This window comes from Spiroplasma endosymbiont of 'Nebria riversi', assembly GCF_018831625.1.
Classification (GTDB): Bacteria; Bacillota_I; Bacilli_A; order Mycoplasmatales; family Nriv7; genus Nriv7.
Genome location: NZ_CP065193.1, coordinates 1 through 14,898, shown reverse-complemented (window position 1 = coordinate 14,898; position 14,898 = coordinate 1). Strand labels below are relative to the sequence as shown.

Here is a 14,898-nt window from a genome sequence, read left to right as displayed (position 1 = left end):
TCATCTACACCTTAAAACTCTTTTTTATCGCTTTAAAAGCGTCAGAAAATATATAATAATTATGTAGTGGGCATTTGAAATTAACAACTTGCATTTGATGCTCTCTAAAAACTTTATTAAAATAATAACCCCTAATAATTAACTTAATACCAGTTATTAACAAATAAACGATTAATAATCAAAAATACACCTTGAGAACTACATTTTGGAAATCAAACAATATAAAATCTTTAAAAAACTCATCTGTGTTAGTTCGAATTTTTGTTAAAAATATTTAAATTAGAGTAATAAATCTATGAAGTATAATAAAAAAATGTATAAAACCTAAAACACTTTTAAATCATTTAATACTTAATATTTTCTTTAACTTTTTCATTTTTTAACTCCTTAAAATTAAATATATTGTTGATAAAATACAAATCGTTCCTAAAATTTGGAAAATCGGATGTTGAGAAAATAACCTTATCATTGGTTTAAAAAAATCTAAAATTTTAATATTATTTGATAGAACTTTATTAAAATATTCTAAACCCTCACGCACATAGGCTCATAAACCTAAAAAGTCGTTTAAAGCAAAAATAGAAAAAACAGCAACAAGAATAAATAATATTATCAATTTAAACATTTTAAAAACCTACCTTTTTATTCGCCGTCCATGTTGGTCGACTCACGGTCTGTTTTTAGGGCTATTACCACTAAATTTCTTAATTGGACCACTAGATAATTTTTTCTTAGCTCCTCAATTAGCAACTGATTTTTGATATTTTTTACGAAAACCAACTTTTGGTCGTTCAATATGAATACCTAAAATACCACCAATTACAAGATTTATTACAAGCATAATTAGCGGAAAAATAATAATGCGAATATCTGTTCCGGGAATAGTTAAAGTTCAAATTAAATCAAAAACTTTATAAAACATATCGCCAATTAAACTAGCCATTTTTTCTAAGTTTTCCATTTTTTAAAATCCTTTATTTATTTTTCTTCTTCAGATTATTTTTTAACTTAGTAAGTATCTTACTAAATTTTTCCATTTTTAAGTATTCTAATGCTTCAATATCCATTACATTATCATTTCAAAATTTATGTTGATAATTATCATTCAAAGCACGATTACTTAATTCACGCAAGAATGATAAATATTTATTATCGTAAAGATTTAAAATTGACATCGGAATTTTCAATTTAAAGAAATAAATGTCTAATTCCGGAATGCTACGATACTTGATTTTGCGACCTTTTTTATCATTTTTTGCATTAATTAGAGTTAAACGTCATTGTTCGTATTCGCTTACCGATTTAAAAGTACCATAAATAACTTGTAAATAAGGACGAAAGATGCTAACTGGTTTTTTTCTAATGCCAACAATTATTGAATTCGCAATATCACGAACTTTAACTCATATATGTTCGGCTCGTTGTCCGCTTGCTAATACGATATGAGTAAACTGCCGTGCTGAAGCGAAATATTCTTGTAAACCTTGGGCCGCCCTATCATTTTCTTTATAGTCAGTTCCTTCTAAAAATAAGTTGGTTTCATCTCATAACAGCAAATGCTTTTCTTCTAATATCGGATAATTATAATCTAATAAAGACATATGCCCTAATGAAAGCATTTGTTTATCCGTAATCGGAAAAGTAGAAATCGTTTTTCAACCGCTCAATAAGTAAGAAGCTAAAACCATTAAAGCAGTTTTTCCAGTCCCTAAGGCACCAATTACTAAATTTAAAGGCGAATTTAATAAGAAATTAATAAAACTACGACGAGCAAAAAAATGAGAAATTTTAGTATATAAAATATACAAAGCAATTAATAAATAAATAATATCAAATAACATTCTTCAACTTTGGGGATTATAATAATGCAAAATCGCACCATAAAATCACGCAATAATAAATAAAGTGCGATTTAAAGCAACAAAATCATATAATCTTAAATTTATTTTTTTAAAAAATAGCATCACTTAAATCACACTTTCTTTATTTTTATTGCTATCTGCCGGGCATTAATTTTTCAAAAATTTTGAAAGCAATTAAAAATAAACCAATAATCACACTAAGCAAGAAAAATCAATATGTAGCAAAGAAATTAACAACATTTGGCATATTACCGCCAATAATATCGGTTCAAATATTACCAAATGCTTTAATTAATGCTTTTCATAAGTTAGTAACCGCTTGCTCACCAGTAATTGCTACTGGCGGTGTTGTTACATCAAGAAAAGTTTTAAACATATAATCACCCCCTTTCTAAACAAAATATGATTTAACTTTATAAAACAAAATAACCATAAATAAGACGATGAATACTAATACCATTCAAAACGCAATATTTGCTATTAAAAGTCAAGGTAGTTCTTTGGTTAAATCAATTTCTTTACCAGAAACTCACGCCGGAATAGTTGTAATTTGGATAAATAAATCTCAAAAATACAATTTTGTCATTTCTCAATCTAAATCTTTTCAAGCAACTAAAAACATAATAATTACCGCTTAAAAGGTCAAAAGAGTAGAAAAATAATTGCTGAGAAGAGCATTACAATTATTAAAATTGAAAACAAAAATACAACTTGGGGTGGTAAATCGGCAGTTGGATAAATTAATTCAATTAACTCAATAATTATTTTTTTAAACATTTTCTAAACCTACTTTTTAATTTCTTTTTCATCTTGTTCTAATAAATTTCGCTTAAACTTTGCAATAAATATTCGTTGTGAATAAGTAAAATCTTTTGGCAACTGTTTTGCTTAACTACCATATTTCTTGTTATCTTTAAAAAACCGATAAATATTAACTGCAATATAATATGCTAGTAATAATGTTAAAATAGTAAAAAATACTAATCCAAATATACTCATCTTTCTTTTCTCCTTAATTTTCTAATTAATTTATTTTTTTAAACAATTATGTTCAACAAAATCAACACAAAGTCAATTATCACCAACTAAATCAGTTCTAACAGAATCAACTGCAAATTTAGACGCTCAATTTTTTTGTTCTAATCCGGTTTTTTTATTAATAGAATATATAAACTCTTGACAATAATCTTTGCCAGGATCATCCACACTAACTCACATTTTCATTTCTAAAACTCCAAAACTATTTTTTACTACACCAAATAAAATAAATTGCAATAACTTAGTTAAATAACTCAACTCATCCATAACTATAGCAGGCGGAGCATACGCTTTCCGCACTGCTTCACCACTATAAACATCAACCAAGATGGTGTTGTGTGTTTTTTGTGTTTTTACCTCTATTCTTAAGGCACCTTAAAACACCTTTAAAATTAATTTTTAAAATAATTAAAACTTACATCCTTTTTATAGTTCTCTTTTTCAACAATAAAAAAATTTAACAATTCCTGTCCTATAATCAAATTAGACTCGATAAACAAATCGCTTTGAAAATCAAATACCAATAGGATTACTAAATCACGGAATTTCTGGTGCTTTAATAAGAATTGCGTTTTGTGTTTCTTTTAAAAGATATTTTTTAGTATTTAAAAAAATATTTTCAATATTTCTCACATACACACCTTCCGTACAAATATATTTAGTTATATTAAACTAAGTTATATTTAACTTAGTTATCTAACTAAGTTAAATATTTATTTTTTTAAACATTTATGTTTAACAAAATTTGTTAGTAAACTTCGTTTACTAATTAACTTAGTTTATTACTATCAAGGCACAAAAAAATACAAGGCATAACTAAAAATAATAAATATTAATTTAACCTTATATTTCTTGTAATAAATAAATGAGCTCGTATTTATTTATTAATTAAAAGCAAGTTTGTAGAAACCAAAATCTTGTCATATGTATATGGTTTCTACAAAATTAAAAAAATTATATGTAAGGTAACACAGACATTTTAGACCAGTAAGAATGCTCCTCTTAACAATAATTTTTTAAAGGAGGTAGGTATTTTAATTAATAAAATTAAACTAACTTTATTAATTTATTAACTTGTTCGAACAAAAACTAAATTCTATTTAAAAAGTTGTGTTGTAAATATGAGAACACTTTTTAGGTGTGCCAAAAAATGCTTTTTGGTAATTTCCAGCATTTCTCGCACCTAGTTAGCTAACATAACTTAGTTAACATAAAAGAGATAACATAGATTTATTTAGATAGTTAACTATGTTAGCTAACTAGGAAATTGCATATAAGGAAGGATGTATATTATCTTTTTACAAAAAATAAAAAATTATTGATATGAGGAGTTAATAAATAATGACTAACTTAAAAAATTTATTTTTGAATAAAAAATATATTGTTGCTGAAACAACAAATGTGATTTTACTATCAATTACCAATAGTGGTGGTGTTTCTTGAGTTCCTCGAAAACTAGTATACCCATCAATTAAATATGCAAATCAGATGGTGATCGGTATTTTTACAGAAAATGATTATTAAGTTATTAAGTATGATGCCAACGGTGCACACAAAATTACAACCATTAAGGGGCAAGAAATTATTAATTTGTATGAAGAAGTGAAAATTAAAAATCGACAAAAATTTTTAGAAAATATTAAAAAATCTGAACTTGATAAAGATATTAATTTTAATTATATTATTCCCGAATGACTAAAAGAAACTGATTTAAATTAGATTAAATCTTGCACAAGTACGAGATGTCTAAAAAATATTGTTATGTTATATATTCTTGCGAAACTAATGAGTTAGTCGGTGTTTATGATAATGTTGCTGAAATTGTAGAACGCTATTATGGGTTTTCGCGTAATGACCCTAATTTTAAAAGAAAAGTACACTCATTAGAAACTGTAATTTATTACAAGAAAAAAGCCGTTCGTCCGCGGAAATGAATTATTTATAAAGAAATAATTGAGGAAGATTAATTAATGGAAAATAAACATTTTTATTGACTTAAAGCATTACGCCAAAAATGTTCTTATAAAGAATTAATTACAGCGTTAAAAGCAATTAATTGTCAATTGAAAGAAAAATCATTGCAATGTTAGTTTAAAAGAATAGAAAATTATTGTAAGCGGAAAACTAAAAAAAACTTATGATTATCAAAATTGCTTTGTGCCACAAGCAAAATGAACTAAAAAACAAGAATTAAAAATAGAGAATGACAAATTAAAAATAATTAAGAAAGGAATTGATAGTTAATTATGTTAAATTCTAATTTATTAAATAAAATTAATGTTAATGATAAATGATACACACAGAAATATGTGATTAAATCAATTTTAGAATTTTTAAAACCTAATAGTACTATTTTATGCCCTTTTGATAAAATTGATAGTGAATTTGTATGTGTTTTAGAAAAAAATGGGCATAAAGTTTGAAATAGTCATATTGAAGATGGAATTGACTTCTTTAATTACATTAAAAGTGATGTGGATAGATATGATTATATTATTTCTAACCCTCCATTTAGTAAAAGAAAGCAAGTAATAGAACATTTATTTAATTTAGGTAAACCGTTTGCGATGTTAATACCATTAGTAAGTATTGCATTAAAACCAATTAGAGAAAAAATAGATCAGTGTGAGTTATTAGTTTTTAATAAAAGAATAAAGTTTATTGCTTATAATGGTATAGTTTGCAAAAATCCACCAAGTGAAACTGCTTATATTTGTCATAATGTTTTGCCTAAACAAATTGTTTATAGAAAATTAAAGGAATTAAAAAATGAAAACATGATTTAATGTGGATGAATCAGATAAAGATTATTGTCAAAAGTTTATATATTCTATTAATAAAAAAACTGAATTAGAACAAAAAATGTAGTTGTCATAGGGTAATTATTTAGTTTATGAATTATATAATTGGTATTGATCCCGCAGGAATCGGTTCTACTGGTATTGTTGTTTGGAATTTTGAAAATTCATGCATTGAATTTAACGAAACAATAATTTCTGAAAGCGTTGAACAAGCAATTTTTAAAATTAAAAAATTATTTGATAATTTTAAAAGAATAGAAAATTTTAAGCCAGTGTTTATTATTGAAAATTTTTTCTTAACTAAAGGTAGAACGATTACCAATCCTTTAGCAACCTCAGAGCTTATCGGAGCAATAATCAGTCTTTTAAGGTTTAAATATCATTGGCACTTTCTTAGACAAGAGCCTTCTAAAAAGAAAGGATTTTTTTACAAAGGAAACTTAAAACTTACCAAACACGAGCACGATGCGTGAAAGCATATTCAATACTTTTTGGGTAATGAGGTAAAACAAAATGTTAAAAGCACTAAAAATTAAAAAAGAAAATGAAGTAATTAATTATGTTAATTTTGTAAATTTGACAGTTATTTTAAAAGATATTCCCAAAATCACAGAATTTAAGCAAAAAATAGCTATTAGTAGTGTTGTTATTAAAGTTGTTAATGTTCAAGTTAGTTGGGAGAGTCTTAACTACACAACGCTCTCTATTTATGAAGAAAAGTTGCAAAAAGAATTCTTAAAATTAAAAGAACACGATATTATTTTAATTGAGGGAAAATTACACAATCGTTATTATCCAAATAAGACCACCCACAAAACATTTTTTAGCATTGAGGTTGAAAAATTTAAAAAAATTGGAAAAAAAAGAAAAAATAAATAGCTAAAAACTCAATAATTAGAAAAACTCAATAATTAGAATATCAAATGAGTTTTTTATTTGAAAAAGGAGTACACACCAAATGAAAATTAGAGATAAAAAAATCGTCTTTATTGGTGAAGACGGACAACCCGAAAAAAATGCTGATGGAACTTTTAAGGTGAAAAATTTATATCGTGGCTTCACTGAGCAAAATGACTATACTGCTAATTTTCAGGAAAAAGCAAAAAATCTGTTACAAAGAGAAACGGATGCACTAAAAAAACTTGCCGACAAAGAAAAAGAATATTTAACTTTTAAAAAAGAACAAGAAATTAATAAATTAATTCAAGATGCTAATATTGATAATCAATTTATTAATTTTGTGAAAAACTCAATTAATTTTGAAAATGATATTGAAGTAATTAAAAATGATATTAATAATTTTGTGGCCACGATGCCAAAAATTAAACACACATTAGACACAGGAGGCGCTCCAAATAAGGCTGATGATAAAAATACTAACCCTTCTAACTCAGAAGAAATAATTTTTTCATCAGATGCTTTAACCCCTCAGGAGTTAATGTTTAAAAGAAAGGAAGATAAATAATAATGGCATTTTTTATTAATGTTGACCAATTAAGAACATTGGTTTCAAGCAAATGAAGACCCGAATTTCCACGAACAGGAAGTTTAATTCACCAACTTTTTGCAAATGAAATAGCTTTTACCGAATTTGAATATGGTGAGAAAGTAGTTATTCCGCTTGCAACGGACGGAGTTATTAATAGAACATGAGACCCAAATACTGGTTCCAAATCTAACTATGCAACGAGAAAAAAAATAGAAGCTACTTTGGACAAGGTAATTGATATTCAAGAACGCATAGGACGTTTAGGGAGTAAAGCAGTAGGTCCCAAATTCATTGAAAGTAAGATTATTCGTCTTCGCCAACAAATGGCTGAAATTTATGACAAATACGATGCTGAACAATTAGTGGCTGGTGGTACAGCAATTGCAACCGCAAAACCGATTACTAAAAACACAATTCTTGAAGAAATGGCAAAAATGCGAATTGCTGTTGTCAATTCTGAAAATGAGTGGACAAGTGGCTTCTTGCTCGCGACGGCTGATGTAGTGACCGAAGCTACTTATGCGAAATTGGTAACCGCTTCTCCTGATGGCGTGCTAGGCATGGTTAACGGAGTTGTCGTTGTTGTTAATGGTTGTATAACTATTGAAGTACCCAAATCTCGCTTGCCCGAGAATGTTAATATGATATGAGTTAATACTTTGGCATATGCGACATTTACAGGTATTAATTTGCCTATGGATGTAGGTATGTATACAGATGAAAAATATATGGGGCAAGTTTATATCGCTGAACGAGAATTTTTTACTGGTAAAGTTGCTTTAGCCAAAATGGTTCATTATCATAAATCAACACCAGACCCAGATGGAGACCAAGGTCAAAAAGATGATTAAAAAGGAAATTAGGCTATAGATAGGTAGCCTTTTTTAAATTTTGCCCATTGGAACTAATATAACTGCTTTGCAGTTGAGAGTTATTAAAACTACGCGAATGCCCCGAAAACAAGAAAATGATTTTTTACTGGAATTATTAAAATTTGTAGGTATGCAAGTCATTGGTATTTTATTAGCAAAATTTACTGCCGGTTTGTCGCTAAAATTCTCTCTAAGTGCTGGATTATCAAATTTAACATCCCAATTAATTGCTTCAAGTGTGCGTGTTGTAACTGATTTTACAATTAATCAAGTATATGATATTTATAAAGAACAAAGTAATACAATAAGCACTTTACTTAATTTAACGCCAGCTATTGGTGAAATTAGTAAGATGTCAAGAGCTTATAAAACAACAAAGTTTTTTAATCTAGCGAAAGAAAATAAAATTATTAATCACTTAGGAATAACAACGACTAATAATTTAGAGCAGGTTATTTCGCAGGTTTATAATAAAAAAATTATTCTTGACAAATATAAAACTTGATTTGACTATACTAAAAAACCAACTAAAGAAACTATGCTTAATCATTTAGGATTTTTGGCACGAAAACAATTTGTTAAGAATTATAAAAGTGCAAATGTAACAACATTAGGTCAACTTTTGGAAATGGAAACATTACTAAGAAAAATTAATCCTAATCTTGTAACTAAAACAAGGATATTTAAAGAAAAATGAGGTAATCAATTTTTAAATCGTTATGGAACAAACATTAATGAAATTTCAAAAATGCCAACGGAAAACTGATTTAATTTAATTACCCAAATGCAAAAATCAGGAATGCGTCAAGGTACATTATTATCACTAAACTTTACGAGCAGAAAATTTTTTTCGTTCTCAATTTCTTAAAAGATTTAATAAAATTATGGAAAAATCAAAAAAATTACAAAAATTGTCGCCAACACATCAAATTTAAAAAGGTTTAAATAAACTGTTTGAGCCTGTAAGAAAAACGATTAAAGAGATAGAATTAAAGACTACAACCAAAATTCAAGAATATACAAATTTTAAGAACATTGTTTCAAGAGTGCAAAAGAAAATAATTGCCGATGGCACTTTATTGCCATTAATATCTGATGTCTTTTTTGCAGTCAAAGTTAAACCAACAGGAATACTAACAGATATTGCAATTACAATTTACTACCAAAATCCTGAATATCGACCAATAGGACCAATAATTACTACCCCTTTAAAATTACAACAATTAATAACTGCATCTAGTCCTTTTAAATTTTATATGTATGAAAGTGGTTGATCAATTGGTTGAGGTAAAACTAAAGGTAATATATTATCTTTAATGCCATTTTTACCAGCAAATGTTCAAGAATTTTACATCAATAGCATAAAGTTATATCGAGTTTTAACTCCGCTTTTAAAAATAACTTATGACCGTTATAAAGAAGGAAATTTATTTAAAATTAAAGAAAATTTTAATCAAGTTTTTAATAAAGACAACTATGTTAATTGAGCCATTGATAGTGTTTTGGGTAAGGGAATTGTTGGACGAAATGTTAAAAACCGCATTGTTAGACCACTTGTTAAAAACAAAAATATTAATTTGAAAATTAATGCTAAAAATATAATCCAAAAACAAATAACTAAAAAAATTACTACTATCAATAAAAAACTAAATCGGAAGTGATAAAAAATGCTCTTAAAAGAACTTTGACCAAATATAACCATTAATGGTTATCATACTATCAAACCACTTACCGGAACCTTAGATGCTATACCTTCTAAATATAAAGATTTAAATTTTGCTAATTTTGATGATTGATTTAAAACTTTCGCTTTAAGATCTCAAAATGATTGCAACATGTATCTTGACTTTATCTTTAACAAGTGAGAATTTACTACTTTTCCTGATGAAATTAAAGAAACCGTAATGGACATGATTTATATTTTGATTGAGCATTGAGTGTTTAACGGAGTACCAGTTGAATTATTTGTTGATGCAACAAATAATTTGAATACTTCTAATACAAGTTATATTGCCTCTACTCTAGCAAATAACACTCAAGATATGATCCCACAAAGAGTTAAAGCATTAGCTAATTTTACAGAATTAAAAAATTTCTTAATTCCTTATAATGATGAAAATACAGTTGATGCTAATATGATTGATTTAGGTTTGTATTACAGTAAATTTGTTGTTGATAAGTTATTAGAAAAAGAAAAAAATGAACGAATTGATGCTGATAATAAAGAAAAAAATGAACGAAATGATGCTGATAATAAACTGCTAAATCACCTCCTACTTGTTCAAGAAAGTAATAATCGTTTTACTTTACAAAAACAATTAAAATTTTTTCAAAGTCGCTGCCAGGATTACACATGCCCCCAAAATCCTAATCTTAGAGGTCCTGTAACTAATTTAGTTATTGAAGAATATGCAAATTCTGATTATGAACATGAAACAGAAACTTTAACGGTGTCTTTCCCAAAGCAGATTGGTACTTTACCACCAAATGTTTTACAACCTAATCCTCAAGAGGGCGATTATACGCATGCTACAACTGCTGATTTTTCGGCAAAATTACAAAAACAAATTAATATACTAACAAATAATTTTAAATTATTGCAAAATTCTTTTATTGGTACAATTGTTTGATTTAGCAGTAAAAAGAAAATTGAAAACGGTTGATTTGCTCTTCAAGATAAAGCATATACAATCATTCTTGCTGGTGGGGATGAACTTGTAACTCCATCTTTAGGTGAAGGAGATTTTATTAGACATAATCCCAATAAATTACTTCAACAACAAAAAGCCTCTGTTGAGAGCCATAACCATAAAATTTGAGTAGATAGTTATATGGCGAACATTAAAAATTCTAACTTTTATCACAATATCAAATTTAAAGCTGCAAAAGAGATGACAGCTATTCTTGATTTACAATGGATTAATGTGACAACCCGTAATGAACCTGCCAATTTAAATAATAATAATCTCGGATATGCAGCTTTTAAAGTTCGAAGATATTTTGCGGAAGATGGAGATTGAGTTCCTGGTTATTCTTTTAATTTTAATTTTGACGCCAAAACACAAGAATATGGCGAAAATGAAACTCGCCCACGAAATACTAGTTTAATGGCACATATTTATGTTGGGTTAGGTGCAAGAGTTAAATAAATTAGATATTAAAAAAGGAGAAAGTATTATATGAATTCAGAAACAGTAGCAAGTATTTTTACAGCAATTATTGGTGGTTTGGGTGGAACGGCCGGCATTACAGGAATAATCTCAGCTTTAAAAACAAAAAAGGAGGCGAAAAAAATGGAGCAAGAAAATAAAGAAGCGTTAAATAAAATTGATACCAAATTAATGATTATAAATAATAAGATTGATATGGTTATTGCTATCAAAAATAATAACGCTAATAAAAAAGAAATTAATATTAATAAACCAAAACGAGGAGTTAAAAATAATGCCTAAAAAATTATTTTGATTAAAAATGTTAATTTACTTTTTAAACTTTATTACTTTAGGACTTGTACCTTGGGAAAATTAATTTCTGAAAAAATTGAAATTTTAAAAAAACAAGTTAAAGAATTGGAAAATAAATAATGCCATTACGGTTACTAAAAAATGATTTAGTGACAAAGATGATAATGTTTTAGTTAAAAAACGCGAAATGGAAAAATCAATTTTACGAATGTATGGTTTTGCCCCTTTTGGTCATGAAGATTATTATAAATCGTATGTGTCCGACACTATAGCTAATGCATTAACTCCTAAGAAATTGGGAATTAATATTAGTCAACAAGATTTATCACCAAAAATAATAGCATGACTTTATAAAAACGATTTTCAAAGTAAAAACTGGATTAATGAGAAACGAGCTAGTGATATTGGTGTTTCAGCATTTCTAATTTTTTTAAATCAAGGAATTATGAACTTTCAAACCATACGAGTAGCAGAGCGGGAATATGATGTGTTGGGAAATTTAATTCAATGTACAATTTTTTACGACGACTATAAGAAAAATAATCTTAATTTACGCATGTACGAAACTTACCAATTAGAAAACAGCAAAATAAAAATTACGCGTGAAATTTATGAACTAAGCACTAAAAAAACTGTTGACAATAATGGCACATCCAAATTGGAACAAACAATAATAAAAGTTAATGATTTTGAAAAAACAACGCAATAATGAAAAATTAAATATTAAACAAGTTTTAGAAATTAACTACATACCAATTGCAATTTTTCTAACTTACCAAGTGAGCGTGCTGACATCGCTGGTGTTGAAGATAAATTGAAAGCTTTAGATATTTTTTATGAACAAAGTATTCTAGATGCGATTTTAAACGCCACAAGGTTTCTTATTAATACGAATTCACTTGTTGGTAATGTTCAAAAAAATGTAAATAAGATTATTGATGATTTTATTAAAAATCATGTTTTAGTCATGAATTATGATCAAGCCCAAAATCCAATACCCTTTTCTACTATTAACGGTCAATTTAGAGGGAAAGAATTAACTTATTTATATGATTGAAATGTGACCGAGATTAATAAACGGATCGGGATGCATGTACCCGCAATCATAAAGGGGCCCAACAAAACTCGCCAAGAAAGTTCGGCGGTTAATATTCAAACTAACAATATGCTTGAGCAAAAATATTATTAAGAGAAGAAGACCATTCAAATTTTATTTACTTTCTAATTAAATTTGACCGCGACTTGAATGGTAACGGTTTTATTTCGAAAGAACTTGAAAAAATGACAATCAAAGTCAATTTGAATGTAACAACCACAATTGGTAAAGAAATTAATAATATTGATATGAAAGGACAATAAAATTGCGGATTGAAAGACTAAACCAAATCAAGAAAATGAAACAAAATATCGTGATTATGCAATTGATAATACTCCACTGGACTTTGCAAATTACACCGAACAATCAGACCCTGACTTACATACAATTTATAACGAAACAAGAAAACGCGAATTATATATTTATCCTTTAAACAACCTTATTAAAAACGCAAATAAACCTAATTTATACACTTTTCTCCAAATGTTGTTAAAATTTTATATATTGACCATATAGAAGTTAAAAAAAACGATTGCTTATGAAGTTAGTGACTTTAATTTAGAATTAGATGTTTGCAACGCTACTAATATTCAAGATAACAGTGTTGAATATACTATGGTCGATGCTAAGACTATAATTTTTCAGATGAAAGTTTATACGGCAAATTTAATCTTCATGTTGTTTCTATTGGTGAACGGCAAACGAAAATAATTTGGATGAATTGTATATTATAAATTCTTACACCGAACGCTATGCCCCAAAATCAATTAAGTAACCAAGGAAACGGTTTTGGTACGGGCGCAAGATTTTAAAGTTCGTGGTTCTAATCCCGTTATCGTGCGTATTCAAAAACAATTGCCTGAAGATACAAAGGTTAAAGCAATTACTATTAAATTTCCACGGCAAGCTTTATTTGGAAATATTAAATTAATTGGTGAAGTAAACGGTGTGGAAGGTTATCCGCGATTATTTATAGAAAATGACAAGGTTATGTTACCAATGCTATCAATGCCGATTGAAACTGAACAAAAGTTAGAATATTACAACAATGAAGTCTAGCCAAGTTTTAGCATGAGAAAAAAGCAAAATGTTTTTAATGAGAAAAGTGCTTTAGATTTGATTACGGTTGGTGGCGGAACAGAATCAAGAAAAAAAGTTTTATTGATGCAAGAGTAACATCAATGAATATTACTAGAATACACAAAAATATCAGAGTGTACCTCTTGGTTGTCTACCGGTAGATTTATTAAAAGAAAATATTATTTTAAATGAAACAATCACTTTACCCGGTGCTATTGGCGGGCTTGAGCCAAGTTGTCTAGATTCTACCTCATAAATTTAACTAAAGATTATGATAGAGTGGAATTAGAATTTAAAGAAATTTTTTAAAATTGATAGCTTACAAAAAGTATTATTAGACATGTTAGATTATACTTATAACTATCGCACTAATTTTGAACATGCAACATATATTAAAAGATACTAATCAACCTATAATGATATTGCAAATTGAAAGAAAATAAATTTGTTGGTCAAAAACCCGAATTTTTATTACTAATCTTTTTGAGTACTGAAAATTTGAAAATCCAAAATTATAAAGCACCCATCGGCACAAATATTTAAACAAATTATTTGATGCTTTCTGAATATATCTTTCTGAATTGTCAATAATATGGGCTTAAATGATGATTACAAACTATTATACCTTATTATTTTGAGCTTATTTCAGTTCCGTTGCTTGATGATGGATATTATAAATTCAAAGATGTAGAAGTTGTTTTAAAATCAGAGTACTTTAATTTTGATAATAATAATATTCAATTAGTTAATAACGATATATCGCAAATCAAATTATTTAAATTGAATAGTAACCAGTTTAATTGACTACCATTAATTAATAATTAGAACCAAACGACACCCCTAGTTTACTGCCAAAAGATATAAAATTAGCAGATGGAAATTACGGTAAAAATTTTGTTAAATTGCATTGTTGAAAAAACAAAATTAAATAGTGTTATGAGCATCTATGGAAAAGGATTAGAGACGTTATTAAGTACTTTTAGGTGATTTGAAGAAATAAATAAACTTGAGATTACTAAGCAATGTAAATTTTTTTAGAAAAAGAAATAAGTAATTTTAAGCGATTTGAATTTTCTGCTATTTTGGAAAAGGAAAATATAATTTCGAAATTGAAACAAATCACACATTAATTTTAAAATGGATAATATATTCTTATTTAATGATAAAATGACTTCTTATGTTAATTAGAATTATAA

22 protein-coding genes are annotated in these 14,898 nt (G+C 27.2%); 14 read left to right on the top strand and 8 right to left on the bottom strand.

Going from position 1 to position 14,898, the window contains the following annotated elements; all coding sequences use genetic code 4:
- Positions 1-4: 4 nt before the first annotated feature.
- The 8 genes from I5Q57_RS00260 to I5Q57_RS00225 all read right to left on the bottom strand — a co-directional run bounded on the left by I5Q57_RS00260 (position 5) and on the right by I5Q57_RS00225 (position 3,533).
- Positions 5-190 (bottom strand): hypothetical protein, encoded by a 186-nt coding sequence (locus tag I5Q57_RS00260; protein WP_215826265.1) that lies wholly within the window; start codon positions 188-190, stop codon positions 5-7.
- Positions 191-379: 189 nt separating this feature from the next.
- On the bottom strand, positions 380-625 hold the full coding sequence (locus tag I5Q57_RS00255; RefSeq protein ID WP_215826264.1) for a hypothetical protein: 246 nt from the start codon (positions 623-625) through the stop codon (positions 380-382).
- Between the two features lie 9 nt (positions 626-634).
- Positions 635-961 (bottom strand): hypothetical protein, encoded by a 327-nt coding sequence (locus tag I5Q57_RS00250; protein ID WP_215826263.1) that lies wholly within the window; start codon positions 959-961, stop codon positions 635-637.
- A gap of 13 nt (positions 962-974) precedes the next feature.
- Entirely contained in the window at positions 975-1,967 is a 993-nt protein-coding gene (locus I5Q57_RS00245; protein ID WP_215826262.1) for a hypothetical protein, read from the bottom strand.
- 28 nt (positions 1,968-1,995) lie between these two features.
- The gene (locus I5Q57_RS00240; RefSeq protein ID WP_215826242.1) at positions 1,996-2,238 is read right to left on the bottom strand and encodes a hypothetical protein; all 243 of its coding nucleotides are present in this window, start codon (positions 2,236-2,238) and stop codon (positions 1,996-1,998) included.
- 15 nt (positions 2,239-2,253) lie between these two features.
- Positions 2,254-2,484 carry a hypothetical protein gene (locus I5Q57_RS00235; RefSeq protein ID WP_215826241.1) on the bottom strand — a complete coding sequence of 77 codons (231 nt, stop codon included), beginning with the start codon at positions 2,482-2,484 and terminating at the stop codon, positions 2,254-2,256.
- Between the two features lie 407 nt (positions 2,485-2,891).
- Entirely contained in the window at positions 2,892-3,200 is a 309-nt protein-coding gene (locus I5Q57_RS00230) for a hypothetical protein (protein WP_215826261.1), read from the bottom strand.
- 183 nt (positions 3,201-3,383) lie between these two features.
- Positions 3,384-3,533 (bottom strand): hypothetical protein, encoded by a 150-nt coding sequence (locus I5Q57_RS00225; RefSeq protein WP_215826260.1) that lies wholly within the window; start codon positions 3,531-3,533, stop codon positions 3,384-3,386.
- 708 nt (positions 3,534-4,241) lie between these two features.
- Here I5Q57_RS00225 and I5Q57_RS00220 point away from each other — a divergent pair.
- The 14 genes from I5Q57_RS00220 (at position 4,242) to I5Q57_RS00160 (ending at position 13,681) form a co-directional block, all read left to right on the top strand.
- Positions 4,242-4,424 (top strand): hypothetical protein, encoded by a 183-nt coding sequence (locus I5Q57_RS00220; RefSeq protein ID WP_215825949.1) that lies wholly within the window; start codon positions 4,242-4,244, stop codon positions 4,422-4,424.
- Positions 4,425-4,490: 66 nt separating this feature from the next.
- Complete coding sequence (locus I5Q57_RS09540) at positions 4,491-4,619, top strand: hypothetical protein (RefSeq protein ID WP_256444886.1); 129 nt, start codon at positions 4,491-4,493, stop codon at positions 4,617-4,619.
- Positions 4,620-5,146: 527 nt separating this feature from the next.
- Positions 5,147-5,686, top strand: a complete 540-nt coding sequence (locus tag I5Q57_RS00215) for a hypothetical protein (protein ID WP_215826236.1) — start codon at positions 5,147-5,149, stop codon at positions 5,684-5,686.
- Between the two features lie 107 nt (positions 5,687-5,793).
- Positions 5,794-6,237 (top strand): hypothetical protein, encoded by a 444-nt coding sequence (locus I5Q57_RS00210; protein ID WP_215826259.1) that lies wholly within the window; start codon positions 5,794-5,796, stop codon positions 6,235-6,237.
- Positions 6,215-6,580 carry a hypothetical protein gene (locus tag I5Q57_RS00205; protein ID WP_215826234.1) on the top strand — a complete coding sequence of 122 codons (366 nt, stop codon included), beginning with the start codon at positions 6,215-6,217 and terminating at the stop codon, positions 6,578-6,580. The genes I5Q57_RS00210 and I5Q57_RS00205 overlap by 23 nt, the downstream gene beginning before the upstream one ends.
- Positions 6,581-6,659: 79 nt before the next feature.
- Positions 6,660-7,166 (top strand): hypothetical protein, encoded by a 507-nt coding sequence (locus I5Q57_RS00200; RefSeq protein ID WP_215826233.1) that lies wholly within the window; start codon positions 6,660-6,662, stop codon positions 7,164-7,166.
- A 2-nt stretch (positions 7,167-7,168) separates the two neighbouring features.
- Positions 7,169-8,041 carry a hypothetical protein gene (locus I5Q57_RS00195; RefSeq protein ID WP_215826258.1) on the top strand — a complete coding sequence of 291 codons (873 nt, stop codon included), beginning with the start codon at positions 7,169-7,171 and terminating at the stop codon, positions 8,039-8,041.
- 40 nt (positions 8,042-8,081) lie between these two features.
- Entirely contained in the window at positions 8,082-8,930 is an 849-nt protein-coding gene (locus I5Q57_RS00190) for a hypothetical protein (protein ID WP_215826257.1), read from the top strand.
- Between the two features lie 178 nt (positions 8,931-9,108).
- On the top strand, positions 9,109-9,726 hold the full coding sequence (locus tag I5Q57_RS00185) for a hypothetical protein (protein ID WP_215826230.1): 618 nt from the start codon (positions 9,109-9,111) through the stop codon (positions 9,724-9,726).
- 3 nt (positions 9,727-9,729) lie between these two features.
- A complete protein-coding gene (locus I5Q57_RS00180) occupies positions 9,730-11,211 on the top strand; it encodes a hypothetical protein (RefSeq protein ID WP_215826256.1) in 1,482 nt (493 codons plus the stop codon).
- A 30-nt stretch (positions 11,212-11,241) separates the two neighbouring features.
- The gene (locus tag I5Q57_RS00175) at positions 11,242-11,514 is read left to right on the top strand and encodes a hypothetical protein (RefSeq protein WP_215825961.1); all 273 of its coding nucleotides are present in this window, start codon (positions 11,242-11,244) and stop codon (positions 11,512-11,514) included.
- A 199-nt stretch (positions 11,515-11,713) separates the two neighbouring features.
- Positions 11,714-12,235 carry a hypothetical protein gene (locus I5Q57_RS00170; RefSeq protein WP_215826255.1) on the top strand — a complete coding sequence of 174 codons (522 nt, stop codon included), beginning with the start codon at positions 11,714-11,716 and terminating at the stop codon, positions 12,233-12,235.
- Positions 12,236-12,340: 105 nt separating this feature from the next.
- Positions 12,341-12,715, top strand: a complete 375-nt coding sequence (locus tag I5Q57_RS00165) for a hypothetical protein (protein WP_215826254.1) — start codon at positions 12,341-12,343, stop codon at positions 12,713-12,715.
- A 696-nt stretch (positions 12,716-13,411) separates the two neighbouring features.
- Positions 13,412-13,681 carry a hypothetical protein gene (locus I5Q57_RS00160; protein ID WP_215826253.1) on the top strand — a complete coding sequence of 90 codons (270 nt, stop codon included), beginning with the start codon at positions 13,412-13,414 and terminating at the stop codon, positions 13,679-13,681.
- Positions 13,682-14,898 lie beyond the last annotated feature (1,217 nt).